Below are 19,291 nucleotides of genomic sequence, written 5' to 3'. Positions count from 1 at the left end.
CCGGGGCGGAGGCAGGGACGAGCAGCAGCGGATGCCGGCCGTCGCAGCAGGACCTGTTGCAGGAGGTCAGCCCCCCGCGGGGGGCGGGACGCGGCTTTCACGGCGTGCAGGCGCAGCCGGAGCAGACCGACCAGCCGGCCGGCCGCCTCGCGCTCAGACTCGGTTTCCGCGCAGATCGCGCGTCCGCACCAGCTCGCCTGCCGCGGTTCGTCCGGCGCAGACCTGGGCGAGGGGGCCGGTGCCGTCTCGGCGTGCATGGCAGGCGGTAACCGGGCAATGCGCGAGATGTGACACGGATCGTCATCATCGTCCTGACTCTGCCGGCCGCTCTCGGCGCTGCCCTGGCCGCGGTGGTCGCCAACTCACCCGCCTGGTGGTTCGCGGCCGTGCCGCTCGCGTTCCTGGGCGCGCTCGGCGCCTGGGACCTACTGCAGCGCCGGCACTCGGTGCTGCGCAACTATCCCGTCCTCGGCCATCTCCGCTTCCTCATGGAGAGCATCCGCCCGGAGTTGCAGCAGTACTTCATCGAGCGGAACTTCGACGGGCGCCCCTTCGACCGGGACGTGCGCAGCATCGTCTACGAGCGCGCCAAGGGCACCGACGCGGAGGAGCCGTACGGCACCGAGCGGGACGTGTACCAGCCCGGTTACGAGTATCTCGTTCCGTCGATGGCGCCGTGCCCGGTGCCCAAAACGCCGCCGCGCGTGCGGATCGGCGGCCCGGACTGCGTCCGTCCCTACGACATGGCCCTGCTGAACGTGTCGGCGATGAGCTTCGGTTCGCTGTCCGCCAACGCCGTCCTCGCCCTCAACGGCGGTGCCGCGGCCGGGAGTTTCGCCCAGGACACCGGCGAGGGCGGGCTGTCCGAGTACCACCTGCGGCCCGGGGGCGACCTCGTGTGGGAGATCGGCACCGGGTACTTCGGCTGCCGCACCCGGGACGGTGACTTCGACGCGGCCGAATTCGCCGACAAGGCCGCGCACGACCATGTCAAGTGCGTGTCCCTGAAGCTGTCGCAAGGCGCCAAACCCGGCATCGGCGGGGTTCTTCCCGGCGCCAAGGTGAACGCCGAGATCGCGCGCGCCCGGGACGTGCCCGAGGGACGTACGGTCGTCTCGCCGCCGTACCACCGGGTGTTCTCCACCCCGCGCGAACTGGTCCGCTTCATCGCCCGCATGCGCGAGCTGTCCGGTGGCAAGCCCGCCGGTTTCAAGCTGTGCGTGGGCTCGCGACGGCAGTTTCTGGCCGTGTGCAAGGCCATGCTGGAGGAGGGCGAGGGCGGAACCGGCGCGGCGCCGCTGGAGTTCGCCGACCACGTGGGGACACCGCTCACCGAGGGCCTGCTCACCGTGCACAACGCCCTTGTGGGGACCGGCCTGCGCGACCGGATCAGGATCGGCGCGAGCGGCAAGATCGCCACGGGCACCGACCTAGTCAAGCGCATGGTGCAGGGCGCCGACTACGGCAACGCCGCACGGGCCATGATGTTCGCCGTCGGCTGCATACAGGCACAGCGGTGCCACACGAACACCTGCCCCACTGGTGTCACGACGCAGGACCCCCGCCGGGCCCGCGCCCTCGACGTCCCCGACAAGACGGCGCGCGTCCAGCGCTTCCAGCAGGCGACGGTGGCCAGCGCGTTGCAGCTCATGGCGGCCATGGGCGTCACCGATCCCGCGGACCTGCGTCCGCACATGCTGCGCCGGCGCGTCGACCCGTTCACCGAACGCTCCTACGAGGAGCTGTACGAGTGGCTCGGGCCCGGGCAGCTGCTCGCCGGGCCGCCGGACTCCTGGGCGGCCGACTGGAAGGCCGCCGACCCCGACCGTTTCACCGTGTGACCTGGAGGAATCACGTGGCCCGTACCGTTGCCCAAGTCATCGTGGACGCGCTGAGGGAACTCGGCGTGCGCCAGGTGTTCGGCGTCGTGGGAGACGCGCTCAACCCCCTGACCGACGCCATCCGGACCACCGAGGGCCTGGAATGGGTGGGGTGCCGGCACGAGGAGGCGGCGGCCTTCGCAGCCGGCGCCCAGTCGCAGCTCACCGGCACCCTCGGCGTGTGCATGGGCACCGTCGGACCCGGTTCCGTGCACCTCCTCAACGGACTGTACGACGCGGCCAAGAGCCACGCCCCGGTCCTGGCCATCGCCGGCCAGGTACCGCTCGCCGAACTCGGCAGCGACTACTTCCAGGAGGTCGACAACGACGCCCTCTTCAGCGATGTGGCCGTCTTCCGCGCGACGGTGACCTCCCCCGACCAGCTGCCGCAGATGCTGGAGACGGCGGTGCGCCACGCACGGGGCCGCAAGGGCGTCGCCGTCCTCACCGTGCCGGGCGACCTGGGCGAGCGGGAACTGACGGCCGACCGGCCGGCCCGGTTCTCCCTGAACGCTCCGGTGAGCCGGCCGGAGGAGCCGGCCGTAGTCCGCGCCGCGGAACTCCTCGACCGCTCCGAACGGACCACCCTGCTGGTCGGGGCGGGCGCCCGTGCCGCCCGCGACGACGTCCTCGCCCTCGCCGACCGCCTGGCCGCGCCCATGGTGCTCACCCTGAAGGCCAAGGCGGGTTTCGAGGGCGAGGCCAACCCGTTCCAGGTCGGCCAGACGGGCCTGATCGGCAACCCCGCCGCCGCGGCGGCCCTTCAGGAAGCGGACACCCTGCTGCTGCTCGGCACCGACTTCCCCTACCGGGACTGGTATCCCGAGGGCCGGACCGTGATCCAGGTGGACACCGAGGCCACTCACATCGGACGCCGGGTTCCGGTCGACGTCGGCCTCGTCGGCGACACCGGCGCCACCGTGCGCGACCTCCTGGACCACCTCGCCGCCGCGCCCGCCGGGTCCGAAGGCGCCCGGGACCGCTCCCACCTTCACACGGCGCGCGAACGGTTCGAGCAGTGGCGCTCCGGCCAGGCCCGGCTCGCCGACCCCGCCCACGACAAGGGCCTCGTCGGCCGCATCCGCTCGGCCCTGGACAACCGCCACCACGCCATCCGCCCCGAGGCGCTGGCTGCAGCCGTCGACCGGATCGCGGCCGACGACGCCGTCTTCACCTCCGACACCGGCATGGCCACCGTGTGGCTCTCCCGCTTCGTCGAGATGCGCGGCGACCGGCGCCTCATCGGCTCCTACAACCTCGGCTCGATGGCCAACGCCATGCCCCAGGCACTGGGCGCCCAGTGCCTGGACCGCGAACGCCAGGTGGTGGCCTTCTGCGGCGACGGTGGGCTGAGCATGCTCCTCGGCGACCTCATGACCCTGAAGACATACCGCCTACCCGTCAAGCTCGTCGTCTTCGACAACCGCCGGCTGGGCATGGTGAAACTCGAACAGGAGCAGGCGGGGCTGCCCGAGTTCGGCACCGTGCTCGACAATCCCGACTTCGCCGCCGTGGCCGAGGCCATGGGCATCACCGGGATCCGCGTGACGGACCCGGCCGAGGTGGAGGGCGCCGTGCGCCGCGCTCTCGGCACTCCGGGCCCGGTGCTGCTCGACGTCCTCACCAACCCCGACGAGATCGCCGTACCGGCCAAGCCGACCGTCGAGCAGGGCTGGGGATTCGCGCTGGCCAAGGTCAAGGAGGTCGTACGCAGCCACGGGGAGCCGGACTGAGGCGAACAGGGTGAGTGCAGGCCGGGTTCCCGGGTATCCGCCTGCTTGCCGGAGAACGGACCGGCAAGGGCAGAACCGATCGACTGGGAGGGGCGCACGATGGCGATGACGGCCGTACCGACTGCCGAGGAGACGGTGGACGTACCGGACGTACCGGAGATCGCCGAACCTTCCAAGGTGGCGCCGAAGGATGCGCGGGAGCTGTCCAAGGTGTTCTTCGACCAGCTGGCGGTGCTGGAGGAGGGCACGCCGGAGTACCAGTACGCGCGCAACACACTCATCGAGATGAACATGTCCCTCGTCCGCTACGCGGCCGGCCGGTTCCGCAGCCGCGGCCCGCAGGAGATGGAGGACATCGTCCAGGTCGGCATGATCGGCCTGATCAAGGCGATCGACCGGTTCGAGCTGTCCCGCGAGGTCGAGTTCACCTCCTTCGCCGTGCCGTACATCGTCGGTGAGATCAAGCGGTTCTTCCGCGACACCTCCTGGGCCGTTCACGTACCGCGCCGGCTCCAGGAGGCCCGCGTCCAACTCGCCCGTGCGAAGGAGGAGCTGAGCAGCAGGCTCGGCCGGACCCCGACCACCAAGGAACTGTCCGAGCTGATGTGCCTGCCCGAGGAGGAGGTCGTGGAGGCCCAGCTCGCCTCCAACGGCCACACGTCGGCCTCCCTCGACGCGGCGATCAACGGCAGCGAGGACGGCGAAGCGGCCCTGGCCGACTTCATCGGCAACGAGGACGCCGCTCTGGGGCTGATAGAGGACTTCCGCACCCTCGGCCCGATGATCGCCGAACTCGACGAGCGCGAACGCAAGCTCATTCACTGGCGCTTCGTCGAGGAACTCACCCAGGCCCAGATCGGCGAACGCCTCGGCGTCTCCCAGATGCACGTCTCCCGACTGCTCTCCCGCCTCCTGGCCCGCCTGCGCGAAGGCATGCTCAGCACCGGATGACGGCCGGCTGTCGGAGGTCGGGGCGTAGCGGCGGCCGCGCGTCCACGTGACCCGGGGTCAGCCGTCCTGGTGAGCGCGGAGCACCAGCATGGTGCGCGCCTCCACCTCCGCCGCCCACCACGGGCCGAGCGCACACCTCCACCACGTCCCGGGCGTACCCGTCCAGGGAGGAGCACCGGTCCTCCGGGAAGGCGGACGGGTCCGAGCGGCCCGAACCCACGTAGTCGAAGAGGACGACCCGGTGGTCCTCGGCGAGGGCAGGGACCGTCAGCCGCCACATGTTCTGGTCGCAGGCGAAGCCGTGGGCGAGCACCACCGCCGGCCCGTGCGGGTTGCCGGTGACGGTGACGTTGTTCCTGCGGACGATATCCAATCCGCCACTCTCTCAGCCTGTTGTGGCCGCTGCTCCGGCACGGCACCGAATGGCCCCGGGCCCGCGACGGCCTTCAGGTGGCCGGGGGCGGTGTTATCCCGCTGTCGGTGTTCGCCGGATCCGTCAGGATCGCGCCGGCGACGACGTCGAAGAGGTGGTCGGCCCGTGGCGCGAGGGAGGGCTGATCGCCGAGCCATGCGAGCGCCGCCACCAGCGCGAACAAATCGGCGCCGTCGACGTCGTCGCGCGCCGTGCCGGCGGCCTGGGCTCGGGTGAGGAGCCGTGATCCTGCTGCGCGCAGGGCGACACACGACGTGTGGAGTGCCGATTCGGTGTCCTCGATGGCCGCCGCCATCAGCACGGTCACGCCCCGGTACTCCGTGGTCCATGCGACGCAGTCACGCAGCCACGAAACAAGAGCGTCTTCGGGCGAGCCCGAGGCCTCGAGTTCCTTTGCCTTCGCCGTCAGTTCGCCGAAGCCCGTGCGCAGCAGGGCCTCGAGCAGTGCCTCGCGCGTCGGAAAGTGCCGCAGCAGCGTCGCGAGCCCGACATCGGCCCTCCGCGCGATGTCGCGCAGTGACACATCGACGCCTTCCTCGGCGATGGCGGTGCCCGCTACTGCGAGCAGATGGTCGCGGTTCTTCCTGGCGTCGGCCCGCATCTGTCCCTCTTGACTAACCGGATCAGCGATCCATATATTCGGATCAGTGATCCGTTTATATGGATCGCTGATCCGGATAGGGTATCCCGCAGCGCGGGCAGGAGAAAGCGATGCCGACACACACGATGAGGGCGGTCCGGCTCCATGAGTACGGCGGCCCTGAAGTGCTGCGTTACGAGGAGGTGCCGATCCCCGAGCCGGGGCCTGGCGAGGTGCTCGTTCGCGTTCACGCCGTCGGCGTCAATCCGCCCGACTGGTACCTGCGCGGCGGGCTGACCAAGATGCCCGGAGAGACGGAATCAGCGGTCACTCTGCCGGTGATCCCGGGGACGGACGTGTCGGGTGTCGTGGAGGCCGTCGCTGCGGACGTGGACAGCTTCGTCGTAGGCGACGAGGTCTTCGGACTCCTGCGCTTTCCCAGCTTCCGCGGCAGCGCATACGCCGAGTACGTGGCCGCGCCCGCGTCGGACCTCGCACCCAAGCCGGCCGGCGTCGACCACGTGCACACCGCCGGGGCGCCCATGGCCGGGTTGACGGCGTGGCAGTTTCTGATCGAGGTGGGACACGATCATCCCTCGCCCTTCCAGCGCGCCCGGCACCGTCCGACGGCACTCGGCGCCGGCACGACGGTGCTCGTCAACGGCGCGGCGGGCGGTGTGGGGCACTTCGCGCTCCAGCTGGCGAAGTGGAAGGGCGCGCGGGTCGTCGCGGTGGCGTCGGGCGCGCACGAATCCTTCCTGAGCGAGCTCGGCGCCGACCAGTACATCGACTACACCAGGAGTCGTCCCGAGGAACTCGTGCACGACGTCGACCTCGTTCTCGACACCGTCGGCGGCCCGGGCAGCAGACGCTTCCTGCGCACGCTCAAACGCGGCGGTGCTCTGTTCCCCGTGTTCCCCGGGGAGTTCGACGAGGAGGAGACCGCGAAGCTGGGCGTCAGGGTCTCGAGTGCCCAGGTCCGCTCGAACGGTGCGCAGCTCGCCGAACTGGGGCGCCTGCTTGATGCGGGCACGGTCCGCGTCGCGATCGACAGCACGTTTGCCCTGGCGGATGCCCGGGCGGCGCACGAACGCGCCGCCCGAGGGCACATCCAGGGCAAGATCGTGCTCACGGTCGCTCGGTGACGAGCTGCAGCCGGGGGAGGCCAGGGTTGGTCTCGCTCGACGCGGATCCGCAAGGTCCGGCCGTTGCCGAGTCGGACGGGGAAGGCCCCCGCTGTCGCGCGTGCGGGGTGCGGTTGTTCGTGTCACGCACCCCGTCGACAGCGCGGTGCCTCCGGACGCCTGCCGGTCAGGCCGCCAGCGTCCGGCCGGCTTTGCCGGATCCCCGGCGGTCCGCGCAGAGTTGTTCCAGGAGGGCGTCGGCAGCGGCAAGGGCCTGGTCCACCGACTCGGTACCGGTCATCGCGCACAGCCTGCGCGAGGTGTCCTCCAGATCCCGGCTCGACTGGCCGGTGGGCTGCAGGTCATGGCGGAAGCGGGCCTCGGCGAAACGGGCCAGCACGGCACGCAGTTCCCTCTCTGCAGGCAGCAGCACGGCGACAACCCCTCTCGAGCAGCGGGCCGTTTCACCGGGCCCGGCGCTTCTCGTCTGCCCCCGCGAGGTCACCGTATGCACTCACCCTGCCGCAGTGCTGCGACGAGGCCGCGCAGCCGCGGAGACCGTCGCCGTGGCTGCCGGGGGTGCCGGTGCGGACATCGCTCCCGCGGGTCCTGAGTGGTACCGGGCGGAGACCTGCCGGCCGAGGAGTCCGCAGCGGCGAGTGGCGGCGCCGTGCCGTACGAGTCACACGGGGAGCTCACCTCCCGGCCTCCGCGTACGGCCCTTACCGCAGGGGCCTGTCACATCCAGAGGTCCTGGCTCGTGCACACGCGCGCGCCCATGTTCCGCTCCATCATCCGCAGCGCCGCCCGAGCGAGATCCTCATGGATGTGTGCGACAGCGTCCTCGGGGACGGTCACCTGGAAGTGCCGGATGTGGGCGTCCAGGGCTGAATAGAGCACGCACTGTTCGGTGACCTGTCCGCAGAGCACCAGCTGCTCGATGCCCTGCTGCCGCAGCAGGTACTGGAGCGGGGTGTCGAAGAAGATCGAGTGGCGGGTCTTGAGGACGAACAGGGACTCCGCATCGGGCCGCAGCGGTTCCACGAGATGGGCGTGCGGCCCCGCGAGAGCACGGTTGAGCAGTTCGCCGTGATGCGAGCGCCACTCGCCGAAGTTGTCGTTGACGTAGATGACCGGCACCGAACGGCGCCGGGCGCGCTCCGCAAGGTCGGATACGACCGGCACGACCGACTCGGCCGAGGGGAGCAGCAGTTCGGCGTCCTCGTGGTCGTACGTGTTGATCATGTCGATGATGATCAGAGCGACCTTGCTCACGAGATCAGGTCTCCGTCCGGGGTGAGTCGGGCGACCACGGTCTCCGTTTCCGGATCACATCCGTGAGTAACCACTCTCCCTTCTTCGCATGCGCCTCTTCGACGCGCATGCGCCCCAATGGCTCTCCGGCCGCCGGGTCACGGCGCCGGCCGGCGTGGCGGGGGCTCCGGGGAGCTGATGGTGCGCAGAATCCCGAAGGCCCGCAGCAACGGCGCCGGGCCCGTGTCGGTGAGGCCGGACGCCCGGCGCGCCCTGCGGGTGCGCAGTACGGCGCGTACCGCGGACAGGGCGGCGCCCGCGATCACCGCGGCCGTGAGGTCGGCGTCCGGCGTGCCCGGCGGCAGCCTGCGCTCGACCAGGACGGTGAGCCGCTCCTCGAAGTCGGAGAAGGCCTGGACGAGACGGGCCGTGACGACGTTCTCGATGTCCTGGACCGGATGGCTGAGGGCGGTCAGGGTGGAGGCGGCGAAGGGCTCGGCAGCCTCCAGCAGGGCGTTGCACACCGCGTCCAGGGGCTCCTCGTCGGCCGGGCGCCGGGCCAGAGCGTTCTCCACGTAGGCGAAGATCTCGACGCCGTCCGGAAGCAGCAGCGCCTCCTTGCTCTCGAAGTACCGGAAGAAGGTGCGTACGGAGACGTTCGCGTATGCGGCGATGTCGGCGACGGTGGTCGCCTCGAAGCCGCGGGTTCTGAACAGGCTTGCGGCGCCTTCCAGCAGGCGGCGTCTGGTCTCCTCCTTCTTGCGTTCGCGCAGTCCGGCGGGCGGGATGTCACTCGGCATGCTCGGAAGCCTCCCGCCCGGTGGCGTGAGTGTCAATTGGCACACGTGCCACGGCGGTGGCGGGCGTTCCGCCGCCCCGGGCGCCTCAAGGACCGTCACATCCGCGAATGACACTACTGACAATTGTCATTCGTGCCACTTCTTTTCTAGAGTTCGTGTCACTCGTGACACTTTTCTTGGAGGCCACGGTGGCCCGACCTGCGCACAACCACACCGCCCCCACCGGGGCGCACACGGACGACACCTGCCCGGCGGCAAACCGTGCCGCGACCCGCCGCGGACTCGGCCGCCTCGGCGGCTTCTGTGCCCGCCACCCGGCTGCGGTGATCACCGCCTGGCTGTTGATCCTGGTCGTCGCTCTGGCCGGACGGCACGTCGCCGCCCCCACTTTCAGCGACCAGGTCAGCCTGCCCGGCACCGCCTCGCACACCGGCGCCGACCTGCTGGCCACCTCGATGCCCCAGGCGGCCAGGCCCAATGGAAAGGTCGTGTTCCACTCCGACGCCAGTGCGGTGGCCGACCAGCGGTCCGCGGTCGACCGTGCCCTGGCCGGTCTGCGTGACCTGCCGCACGTCACCGCGGTCTCCGCGCTCGTCACCAGCACCGACGGACACACCGCGTACACCACCGTCTCCTTCGACGAGCCGCTGAAGAACCTCGGCCACGAGTACACCGCCCGACTGGACAAGGCGACCGGACCGGCGCGGGCGGCCGGTCTCGGCGTCGCCTACGGCGGCGACCTGGATCAGGTGGTCCATCCACCGGCCGACGACCGGCTGAGCGAGAGCGTGGGTGTCGTCACCGCCCTCGCCGTCCTGCTGCTGGCCTTCGGCAGTGTCCTCGCCGCACTGCTGCCGCTGGTCACCGCGCTGATCAGCGTCGGAGTCGGCCTCGGCATCGTGGGCGTCGTCGCCGCCGTCCTCTCCTTCGCGACCTCGGCCACCACCCTCGCCGGCATGATCGGCCTGGGCGTCGGCATCGACTACGCCCTGTTCCTGACGACGCGCTTTCGCCAGGACCTCATCGAGGGGCGCGATCCGGTCGACGCCGCGGCCCGCACCGCGCAGACCAGCGGACGCGCCGTCGTCATCGCCGCTGTCACCGTGGCCGTCGCCATGCTCAGTCTCTACGCCTGCGGGCTGACCTTCATCGGCAAGATCGGCCTGGCGGGCACCCTGGCCGTCGTCGTCACCGCCGCTGCCGCCCTCACCCTCGTACCGGCAGCCCTGGCACTGGTCGGCAGGCGCATCGACCGGTTCCGGCTGCGCCGCCCGGTCGCCGAGGGCACGCCGGCCGGCGACGGCCGGAACCGTTATGCGAACCTCGTCGCCCGGTCCCCCTGGGCGTTCCTCGCCGCCGGCGTCGCCGTCCTCGCCGTGTGCGCCCTGCCTGTGCTGTCGATGCGCCTCGGCCACGTCGACGCCGGTGCCGACCGCCCCGGCAGCAGCACGCGGACCGCGTACGACTGGATCGCGCACGCCGACGGGCAGGGCTTCGGACCGGGGGCGAACGGCCCGATCGTGACCGTCGTGGACGTGAGCGCCGCGAAGTCGCCCGTCGACCGGATCACGGACGACGTGACCGCGGCTCTGAAGAGCACCGACGGCGTGGCCGCCTTCACCCCCCTCGAGCCGAGTACGGACGGAAAGGTCCTCGTCACCACGATCACCCCGACCACCGGCCCGCAGGACGCGGCGACGGGCGATCTGCTCGACACCCTTTCCGGCCGAACGCTGCCGAAGGCCCTCCACGGGACGGGTGCGGAGGCCTACCTCACCGGAACCGTGGCCGGCCAGGCCGACTTCCGCACCACGGTCGGTGAACGGCTGCCCATCGTCATCGGCATCGTCCTGGTCCTCGCTTTCCTGCTGCTCATGACGGTCTTCCGCAGCCTGGTGATCCCGCTCAAGGCCGTCGTGCTCAACCTCTGCACCACGGCCGCGTCCTACGGCGTACTCGTCGTGGTCTTCCAGTGGGGCTGGGGTGACCGGCTGCTCGGGCTCCCGGAGCCGGTGCCCATCGAGTCGTACGTGCCGATGATGATGTTCGCGATCGTCTTCGGACTGTCCATGGACTACGAGATCTTCCTGCTGTCCCGGATCGCCGAGGCATGGCACCGCACCGGTGACAACCGGCTCGCCGTGGGGGAGGGGCTGTCCGCGACGGCGCGCGTGATCTCCGCGGCGGCCTTCATCATGACCGCGGTGTTCCTGTCCTTCACCACCTCGCCGACCGTGGTCGTGAAGATGCTCGCCCTGGGACTGGCGATCAGCGTGATCATCGATGCCACGGTGGTCCGTCTGATCCTGGTGCCGTCCGCCATGTTCCTCATCGGCCGGGCGAACTGGTGGATACCCCGATGGCTCGACCGGGTCCTGCCGCGCCTGAACGCCTGACCCGCCCGCCGATCGATCCGGAGCACTGACCACGTGATACGGAACCGCCGGGAAGGCCCCGCGTGATCCTGGTATCGACCGCCGTGATCGCCACGACCCCGGCCGTCCTCACCTGCGCGACCGGCCTTCTGACCGAGCACCGGACCGAGGAGCGCCTGGCCGCCCGGGCCTCGCGCCGACTGAAGGATTCGCTTTCCGGCTCGGTGACGGCTGCGGCGGTGTCACTCAGGCCGGGCCGAAAGCGCTCGACGCCGCACAGGACCTGTCCGCTTCTCGGTCCTCGCTGGTCCGGGATCCGGGATCTACGGAAGGCTTCCGGGCGTCGTGGTCGCCACGGCCGCCGCACTGGTCTGCGGGGGACTCGCCGCCGGCTCCCGAAACCGGCCTTCTGGTTTTGTGTGCTTGCACAGCCGAAGTGAGGGCATCCGGTGGCCAGGAGGTTGATAACAATGGTTCCCCTGCTTCTGGTTCTTCTGCTGGCTCTGATCCTCTTCGGCGCGGGCTTCGCCCTGAAGGCGCTGTGGTGGATCGCGGTGATCGTGCTCATCGTGTGGCTGCTGGGCTTCGTCGTCCGTTCCGCGGACGGTGCGGGCCGCAAGGGCCGCTGGTACCGCTGGTAGACGAGACGCACCCAGCGAGGAACGCACACGCGAAGGACATGTGGGGTCCGACCGGACACGGCCGGACCCCACACGCGTGCAAGACGTCCGAGGCGAGCCGCTGCACGCGGCGCTCGTGCCATGCGCCGAGGGACACGACCCCGCCGGCCGAAGACGTCGCACATGTCCGCGGCCTCGGGACTGGCGGCCAGTGTCCCGATCGCCGACCTCTCGAGGCCACTGCGTCGTCTTCCGCCCCTCCGCGGCGCATCGCCCCCCGAAAGCAGCCCGCCCGGCGTGAGAGAAAGCCGGTCGAGATGTCAGTCGACCCTGATGCCCACGATGCAGGTGTCGTCGTCGGTGTCGGACTTGCTGTAGGTGAGCAGCCGGTCGAGATGCTGGTCGAGCGTCCGGGGTCCCTGACGCGCGGTGTCCAGAAGATGGGACAGGGATTCCTCCACCGAGCGGTCCCGGCGCTCGATCAGCCCGTCGGTGTACATGAGAAGGGTGTCGCCCGCGGCAAGGTCCACCTCGGCCTCCTCGTACACCGCCTCGGGCAGGGCGCCCAGCAGCAGACCGCCCAGCCTGGGCAGCGTGGTGGCGTCGGCCTCGCGCACCAGGACCGGCGGCAGATGCCCCGCCCGCGCCCAGCGCAGCGTACGGCGCTCGCGGTCGTACAGACCGCACACCGCGGTCGCGGTGACCGCGCCGTTCAGATGGTGGGCGACGATGTTCAGCCAGGACAGCAACTGCGCCGGCCCGGCCCCAGTGACGGCGAGACCACGCAACGCGTTGCGCAGCACCACCATGCTGGTGGCCGCCTCGATCCCGTGGCCGGCGACGTCGCCGACGCACAGCAGCACCAGTCCCGAGGGCAGCACCACGGCGTCGTACCAGTCGCCACCGACGAGATGTTCCGTCTCGGCGGGCCGGTAACGCACCGCCACCTGCAGGCCCGGCACCCGCAGCGGTTCCTGCGCCGGAGGCATGATCGCGTGCTGCAGCTGGAGGGCCAGCCGGTTGCGCTCGACGGCCTGCTGCTCGGTGTGGGCGAGTTGGTCGCGGGTCGCGGCGAGGGCCACCTCGGTCCAGTGCTGGGCGGAGATGTCCTGATAGGCGCCGCGGACGCCGAACAGCTGGCCGTCGGTGTCGAGGACCGGTTCGGCGACCACGCGCATGTGCCGCGTGACACCGTCCGGACGCTGCAGCCGGAAGGCGGCCGAAGCCGGCTTTCGGTGGTGCAGCAGGGTGCGCAGGAACCGCCCGATCTGGACGGCGTCGTCCGGGTGGGAGTACGCGGGCAGGTCCTCCAGGGCGACGGGGGAGCTGGAGGGCGGGCGGCCGTAGAGGCTGAACAGCTGGCCGTTCCAGGTGATCTCACCGGTCAGCAGGTTCTCCTCGAAACCGCCGATCCGGCCGAGCCGTTGGGCGTGCTGCAGCAGACTGGCCAGGCGCGCGGTCTCGTCCTCGATGCGCCAGATGAGCAGCACGCTGGAGCCGTGGCGGCTGATGCTGATGTCGGCGACCGCGGAGAGCGGAACCTGGTCGACCAGGGCGGTCAGCCGCATCCGCTGTGCGCGGAACGGCTCGCCGGTGGCGTACACCCGCTCCACGCGCTGGAACAGTTCGCTGACGTCGGCGGCCATCGGGTAGGCCTCCAGCAGCAGGGCGCCGGCGACGACGGCCCGGGGCCGGCCCGCAGGGTCGAGGAAACGGCTGTTGGCGTGCTGGATGCGGAAGTCGACGAGGTGCCCGGCGTCGTCGAGGTGCGGCACGAGCACCAGGGCCGGGTCGTGGAGTCCGTCCGCCAGGTCCATCAGCTCCGCCACGTCCGGCACCACCCGGGGCTCCCGCATGGCCTCGGCGGAGGGCACGAAGTCCTCCAGGGTGTGCGCACACAGCTCGGCGAGGGTCTCCACCTGCCGCAGCACCGGGCGCGGCAGCGGGCCCTCAGGCTTGGGCCAGGCGATCTCCAGAATCCCGTGGATCCGGCCGCCCGTGCCGGCCGGTACGGCGATCCGGGCGCCGTCGGTGTACTCCCGCCGGCCGATCGTGGGCAGCCCGGAGCCGGCGAGGGAGGACAGCCACTGCCCGCCGGGCTCGGTCAGCCCGCGCCGGGCCACCGTGGCCACGTCGGGCGGTACGTAGCGCCAGCGGGCCGCCTCCGCGGGCGCGAACCCGGCGCTGCCCGCGAGGGTCAGCGAGCCGTCCGAGCCGACCGCCCAGATGGCCACGGCTGCGGCGCCGAGCGGACGCAGGGCGTGCTCGAGCAACGAGTCGGCCATTGCCTGGGTGTCGCGGGCGGCCAGCACGCCGCTCTCGGCCGCTCGCAACCGCACGGCGGCGGAGCCCTCGACCGGAGCCGAGGGGTCGGCGGTGGCGGACAGGAACGCCTCGGTCACCTCCGCGACCCGGTCCCTGGCCGCCTGGTTGATGACGTCCACCGCGAGTTCCAGCGGTGTCACCTGCGCCTGCTCGCTCAGTTCGGCGAGTTGCCGGGCTGCCTGGGCGGGGCCGCAGCCCAGCCGCTCGACCAGGATGCCCTTGGCCAGTTCGATCAGCGCCCGGCCGTCCGCCTCGGCCTGTGCGACGCGTACCTCGCGGCGCAACCGCTCCACGGTGGCGGCCAGCCTGCCCACCGGCGAGCTCGCGGGGACGTCGCCCGACACGTCCGCCGGTGGCAGGGGCGCGGACACACCGGTTTCCGCGTCGGTCTTCGCGTCCCGTTCGACGGGTTGTTCCTGGACGTTCACCGGATCGGTACTCCTCGGCCTGCGGTCGGGCGGATGCGCGGTGCCGTGGCCGTCCTCATGCCGGCAGCCAGCGCCGGACGCAGGCGATGAGGTCATGGGTGTCCACCGGTTTCGTCACATAGTCGCTGGCGCCGGACGCGAGGCTCTTCTCCCGGTCGCCCGGCATCGCCTTGGCCGTCACCGCGATCACCGGCAGGTCGGCGTACTGCGGCATGCTGCGGATCTCGGCGGTGGCCGCGTAACCGTCCATCTCGGGCATCATCACGTCCATCAGGACCAGTTCGACGTCCGGATTGCTCATCAGCGTCTCGATGCCCTTGCGGCCGTTGTCCGCGTGCAAGACCCGGAAGCCGTGCAGTTCGAGGATGCCGCTGAGTGCGAACAGGTTGCGCGCGTCGTCGTCGACGACCAGGACGGTACGGCCGCGGGTGTGTTCGTCGACCGGGCCGGCCGGCGCGTGGTGGAGCTCCTCGCCGCGGACGAGCGCGAGCACCTCGCCCGGTTCCTCGGCGGACAGGTGCAGAGCGATCCGCTCCCGCAGCTCGTCCAGGCTGGACAGGTACTCCAGCGAGCCGCCCGGCTCCGCCTCCGGATGCCCGGTGCGATGGGAGCTGTGCACCAGCACGGGGACGCCCGCAAGGGCGGAGTCACCTCGCAGTGCCTCCAGGAAGCGGGCCGACTCTCCGTCTGCGCTGCCCAGTTCGACGACGACGCAGTGGCAGGGGTCGGCGGCAAGGGCGCCGGCCGCTTCCTCGGCGCCGACCGCGGTGATGATGTCGACGGGCGTACCGTCGGCGTCGCCGTGTTCCAGATCGCGTACGACGCTCTCCGCGACGAGGGTGAGCAGGCCGCGCGGCCGTTCCTCCACGACGAGCAGCCTGCGCGCACGCTGCCCCTTCAGGGAGACGCGGGACGCGGCCGCCGGGAGCTCGTGCGGGGTCGTGTCGTCCGTGCCTTCCCGTTCGGACGGCGCCCCGGTCCCGGGCAGATGGCCGTCGAAGTCGGGCCGGGCGACGGGAAGGAACAGCGTGAACGTGCTGCCCTTGCCCGGTGCGCTGGCGACGGTGACGGCGCCGCCGAGGAGATGGGCGATCTCCCGGGTGATGGACAGGCCGAGTCCCGTGCCGCCGTACTTGCGGCTGGTGGTGCCGTCCGCCTGCTGGAACGCACCGAAGATGGTCTCCAGTTGCTGTTCCGGGATGCCGATACCGGTGTCCCTCACCCGGAACGCCACCACCGCACCGCCGCGTACCACCTCCGCGGGCACCTCGTCGTCGGCGGCGGGTTCGACACGCAGTTCCACTCCGCCCTGTTCGGTGAACTTCACCGCGTTGGACAGCAGGTTGCGCAGGATCTGCCGGAGCCGGGAGTCGTCGGTGAGCAGGTCGGCGGGCGCGCCGGGCGACGTGGTGACGGTGAATTCCAGGCTCTTCTGCGAGGTCATGGGCCGGAAGGTGGCCTCGACGTACTCGATGAGCTGGCGCAGCGAGACCCGCTCCGGCGTCACGTCCATCTTGCCCGCCTCGACCTTGGACAGGTCGAGGATGTCGTTGATCAGCTGGAGCAGGTCCGAGCCCGCCGAGTGGATGATGCCCGCGTACTCGACCTGCTTGGGGGTGAGGTTCCGGGAGGGGTTCTGGGCGAGCAACTGGGCAAGGATGAGCAGGCTGTTGAGCGGAGTGCGAAGCTCGTGGCTCATGTTGGCGAGGAACTCGGACTTGTACTTCGAGGCGAGCGCCAACTGCTGGGCCCGCGCCTCCAGTTCCTGCCGGGCCTGCTCGATCTGCAGGTTCTTCGCCTCGATGTCGCGGTTCTGCTCGGCCAGCAGCGAGGCCTTCTCCTCCAGTTCCGCGTTGGACCGCTGCAGCTCCTCCTGCCTGGCCTGCAACTCGGCCGAGCGCGCCTGCAGTTCACTGGTCAGACGCTGGGACTCCTCCAGGAGTTCGTCGGTACGCGCGTTGGCGACGATCGTGTTGACGTTGATGCCGATGGTGTCCACGAGCTGCTGGAGGAAGTCGCGCTGGACTGCGGTGAACCGGGTGACGGAGGCCAGTTCGATGACGCCCAGCACCTGCTCCTCGAAAACGATGGGCAGCAGCAACAGCGCGGTGGGCTCGATCTGCCCGAGCCCCGAGGAGATGGTGATGTACCCGGGCGGCAGCTCGTCCAGGGCGATCGTACGGCGGCTCCGTGCGGCCTGGCCGACCAGGGAGCGGCCGAAGGCGATCCGCTCCGGCCGTTCGTCCTCCTGGGGGCGGCCGTAGGAGCCGACGAGCCGCAGCTCGGGTCCCGAGGCGCCCTCCTCCGCGAGGTAGAAGGCGCCGTACTGGGCGGACACCTGGGGCACCAGCTCGTCCATGATCAGCTCGGCTACCACGCGTAGGTCGCGGTGGCCCTGCATGAGGCCGGAGATCCGGGCGAGGTTGGTCTTGAGCCAGTCCTGTTCCTGATTGGCCCGCGTCGTCTCGCGCAGCGACTCCACCATGGAGTTGATGTTGTCCTTGAGGTCGGCCACCTCACCGGAGGCTTCCACGGTGATGGACCGCGTCAGGTCGCCCTCGGCGACGGCGCTGGCCACGTCCGCGATGGCCCGGACCTGCCGGGTGAGGTTCCCGGCGAGTTCGTTGACGTTCTCCGTCAACCGCTTCCAGGTGCCGGACACGCCCTCGACCTCGGCCTGTCCGCCGAGCCGTCCCTCGGTGCCGACCTCGCGGGCCACGCGCGTCACCTCGTCGGCGAACGCCGACAGCTGGTCCACCATCGTGTTGATGGTCGTCTTCAGTTCGAGGATCTCGCCCCGGGCGTCGACGTCGATCTTCTTCGACAGATCGCCCTTGGCCACGGCGGTGGTCACCAGCGCGATGTTGCGTACCTGGCCGGTGAGGTTGTTGGCCATGGAGTTGACGTTGTCGGTGAGGTCCTTCCAGGTGCCGGCCACGCCCGGCACATGTGCCTGTCCGCCGAGCCGTCCCTCGGTGCCGACCTCGCGGGCCACGCGCGTCACCTCGTCCGCGAACGCGGACAGGGTGTCGACCATGGTGTTGATGACGTCGGCGAGCGCGGCGACCTCGCCCTTGGCCTCGATGGTGATCTTCTGCGACAGATCGCCCTTGGCGACCGCCGTCGCGACCTGGGCGATGGAACGCACCTGACCGGTGAGGTTGGAAGCCATCACGTTGACGTTGTCGGTGAGGCCCTTCCAGGTGCCGGCGACCCCGCGGACCTGCGCCTGTCCGCCGAGGCGGCCTTCGGTGCCGACCTCGCGGGCCACGCGGGTGACCTCGTCGGCGAAGGCGGAGAGCTGGTCCACCATCGTGTTGATGGTGTTCTTCAGTTCGAGGATCTCGCCGCGGGCGTCGACGGTGATCTTCTGTGAGAGGTCGCCCTGGGCCACCGCCGTGGCCACCTGGGCGACGTTGCGTACCTGGGCGGTGAGGTTGCCGGCCATGAAATTGACCGAATCCGTCAGGTCCCGCCAGGTGCCCTTGACGCCCTTGACGTCCGCCTGTCCGCCGAGGCGGCCTTCGGTGCCGACCTCGCGGGCCACGCGGGTGACCTCGTCGGCGAAGGCGGAGAGCTGGTCCACCATCGTGTTGATGGTGTTCTTCAGTTCGAGGATCTCGCCGCGGGCGTCGACGGTGATCTTCTGTGAGAGGTCGCCCTGGGCCACCGCCGTCGTCACCTGGGCGACGTTGCGTACCTGGGCGGTGAGGTTGCCGGCCATGAAATTGACCGAATCCGTCAGGTCCCGCCAGACGCCGGCCACACCCGGCACCTGGGCCTGGCCGCCCAGCCGTCCTTCGGTGCCGACCTCGCGGGCCACGCGGGTGACCTCGTCGGCGAAGGCGGACAGCTGGTCGACCATCGTGTTGACGGTCTCTTTGAGCTGAAGGATCTCGCCGCGCGCGGGAACGTCGATCTTCTGCGAGAGATCTCCCTTGGCCACCGCGGTGGCCACCTGGGCGATGTCACGCACCTGGGTGGTGAGGTTGCCCGCCATCGCATTGACGGAGTCGGTCAGATCGGCCCAGGTGCCGGAGACCCCCGGCACCTGCGCTTGGCCGCCGAGGGTGCCCTCGGTGCCCACCTCGCGGGCCACCCGGGTCACTTCGGAGGTGAACACGGACAACTGGTCGACCATGCCGTTGAAGACGGTGGCGATGTCGCCCAGGAGCCCAGGAGCATCGTCCGGCAACCGGGTGCCGAAGTCTCCGTCGCGCACCGCGGTCAGCCCCGCGAGCAGTCTGCTCAGTTCCTCGTCACCCGGGACCGCGTCGGTCGTCCCGGTCGCCTTGCCGGCCATGCGCACCCTCGTTCCGCTCCCCAAGAGCCCTCGCACGGAGGACTCGGAACCAGTGCCGGGCACGTGGCCTGACCCGGCGATTGGTGTGTGCATATCCGCAGTTCACGGATGTGCTCGATGAGAAAATACGCCGCAGATTAACTCGGCTCCGCGTGTGGGCACAAAGCAATCCGCCAAGGCCCGCTGTTCGTGGAACACGTCCGGAACAGAGAGGAATAGAGGTGCGCCGACCGGGTACACGCACAGGTTTGCCCTGGCCGGTTCAGACAGGCGTCTGACCGCCGGGTGGGTGCCGGAAGGGTCCCGCGGTTCGGGGCACGGCCCGTCTCAGAAAAGCGCGTCCGAACCGGACGACACGGCCACCGGCTCCGCCCCGAGGCACCGGCCGCCGCCGAAGACAGGGCCGGCCCCGACGCTGCCCCAGGGCCGCCTGTGCAAGCAGGCTGGGAATATCACCGGCCGAACCCCTGGGCGCTTCGAGGCCT

General features: G+C 70.5%; 12 protein-coding genes and 1 pseudogene. 6 read left to right on the top strand and 7 right to left on the bottom strand.

All coding sequences use genetic code 11. From position 1 onward, the window contains the following. Positions 1–287: 287 nt before the first annotated feature. The 3 genes from OG956_RS00920 (at position 288) to OG956_RS00910 (ending at position 4,564) form a co-directional block, all read left to right on the top strand. On the top strand, positions 288–1,841 hold the full coding sequence (locus OG956_RS00920) for an FMN-binding glutamate synthase family protein (RefSeq protein WP_330335972.1): 1,554 nt from the start codon (positions 288–290) through the stop codon (positions 1,839–1,841). 14 nt (positions 1,842–1,855) lie between these two features. Then, positions 1,856–3,613 carry a thiamine pyrophosphate-dependent enzyme gene (locus OG956_RS00915; RefSeq protein ID WP_330335971.1) on the top strand — a complete coding sequence of 586 codons (1,758 nt, stop codon included), beginning with the start codon at positions 1,856–1,858 and terminating at the stop codon, positions 3,611–3,613. Between the two features lie 105 nt (positions 3,614–3,718). After that, positions 3,719–4,564, top strand: coding sequence for an RNA polymerase sigma factor SigF (locus tag OG956_RS00910; protein WP_330342693.1), 846 nt, complete (start codon positions 3,719–3,721; stop codon positions 4,562–4,564). A gap of 130 nt (positions 4,565–4,694) precedes the next feature. On the opposite strand, the pseudogene OG956_RS00905 reads toward OG956_RS00910, so the two are convergent. Further along, positions 4,695–4,937: pseudogene (locus OG956_RS00905) on the bottom strand (alpha/beta fold hydrolase); the annotation flags it as partial. Positions 4,938–5,010: 73 nt separating this feature from the next. After that, positions 5,011–5,598 carry a TetR/AcrR family transcriptional regulator gene (locus OG956_RS00900; RefSeq protein ID WP_330335970.1) on the bottom strand — a complete coding sequence of 196 codons (588 nt, stop codon included), beginning with the start codon at positions 5,596–5,598 and terminating at the stop codon, positions 5,011–5,013. 110 nt (positions 5,599–5,708) lie between these two features. Between OG956_RS00900 and OG956_RS00895 the strand changes: the two genes are divergently transcribed. Next, the gene (locus tag OG956_RS00895) at positions 5,709–6,722 is read left to right on the top strand and encodes an NADP-dependent oxidoreductase (protein ID WP_330335969.1); all 1,014 of its coding nucleotides are present in this window, start codon (positions 5,709–5,711) and stop codon (positions 6,720–6,722) included. Positions 6,723–6,888: 166 nt separating this feature from the next. Here OG956_RS00895 and OG956_RS00890 read toward each other — a convergent pair whose 3' ends face one another. From OG956_RS00890 to OG956_RS00880, 3 genes are all read right to left on the bottom strand, one after another. Continuing rightward, positions 6,889–7,134, bottom strand: coding sequence for a DUF5133 domain-containing protein (locus OG956_RS00890; RefSeq protein ID WP_330335968.1), 246 nt, complete (start codon positions 7,132–7,134; stop codon positions 6,889–6,891). A 305-nt stretch (positions 7,135–7,439) separates the two neighbouring features. Then, complete coding sequence (locus OG956_RS00885; protein ID WP_330335967.1) at positions 7,440–7,976, bottom strand: cysteine hydrolase family protein; 537 nt, start codon at positions 7,974–7,976, stop codon at positions 7,440–7,442. 137 nt (positions 7,977–8,113) lie between these two features. Next, positions 8,114–8,755 carry a TetR/AcrR family transcriptional regulator gene (locus OG956_RS00880; protein ID WP_330335966.1) on the bottom strand — a complete coding sequence of 214 codons (642 nt, stop codon included), beginning with the start codon at positions 8,753–8,755 and terminating at the stop codon, positions 8,114–8,116. Between the two features lie 164 nt (positions 8,756–8,919). Here OG956_RS00880 and OG956_RS00875 point away from each other — a divergent pair, with 164 nt between their 5' ends. Beyond that, positions 8,920–11,151: an MMPL family transporter gene (locus OG956_RS00875; RefSeq protein ID WP_330335965.1), complete on the top strand. Its 2,232-nt coding sequence runs from the start codon at positions 8,920–8,922 to the stop codon at positions 11,149–11,151. Between the two features lie 449 nt (positions 11,152–11,600). Continuing rightward, the gene (locus tag OG956_RS00870) at positions 11,601–11,771 is read left to right on the top strand and encodes a hydrophobic protein (protein ID WP_121790737.1); all 171 of its coding nucleotides are present in this window, start codon (positions 11,601–11,603) and stop codon (positions 11,769–11,771) included. A 299-nt stretch (positions 11,772–12,070) separates the two neighbouring features. Here OG956_RS00870 and OG956_RS00865 read toward each other — a convergent pair whose 3' ends face one another. Together OG956_RS00865 and OG956_RS00860 are read right to left on the bottom strand one after the other, a co-directional pair. Continuing rightward, positions 12,071–14,503, bottom strand: coding sequence for a SpoIIE family protein phosphatase (locus OG956_RS00865; protein WP_443065511.1), 2,433 nt, complete (start codon positions 14,501–14,503; stop codon positions 12,071–12,073). A 55-nt stretch (positions 14,504–14,558) separates the two neighbouring features. Continuing rightward, positions 14,559–18,806, bottom strand: coding sequence for a HAMP domain-containing protein (locus OG956_RS00860; RefSeq protein ID WP_330335964.1), 4,248 nt, complete (start codon positions 18,804–18,806; stop codon positions 14,559–14,561). Positions 18,807–19,291: the final 485 nt, after the last annotated feature.

It is taken from the genome of Streptomyces sp. NBC_00557 (genome assembly GCF_036345995.1).
Classification (GTDB): domain Bacteria; phylum Actinomycetota; class Actinomycetes; order Streptomycetales; family Streptomycetaceae; genus Streptomyces.
Note: the sequence above shows the minus strand (reverse complement) of the source record. Positions and strands in the feature narration are given on the sequence as shown.

Excerpts from the sequence above, each read along its gene's own strand:
- OG956_RS00880 (WP_330335966.1), bottom strand. The coding sequence starts at position 8,755 with ATGCCGAGTGACATCCCGCCCGCCGGACTGCGCGAACGCAAGAAGGAG.
- OG956_RS00910 (WP_330342693.1), top strand. The coding sequence starts at position 3,719 with ATGACGGCCGTACCGACTGCCGAGGAGACGGTGGACGTACCGGACGTA.
- OG956_RS00900 (WP_330335970.1), bottom strand. The coding sequence starts at position 5,598 with ATGCGGGCCGACGCCAGGAAGAACCGCGACCATCTGCTCGCAGTAGCG.
- OG956_RS00895 (WP_330335969.1), top strand. The coding sequence starts at position 5,709 with ATGCCGACACACACGATGAGGGCGGTCCGGCTCCATGAGTACGGCGGC.
- OG956_RS00870 (WP_121790737.1), top strand. The coding sequence starts at position 11,601 with ATGGTTCCCCTGCTTCTGGTTCTTCTGCTGGCTCTGATCCTCTTCGGC.
- OG956_RS00860 (WP_330335964.1), bottom strand. The coding sequence starts at position 18,806 with ATGGCCGGCAAGGCGACCGGGACGACCGACGCGGTCCCGGGTGACGAG.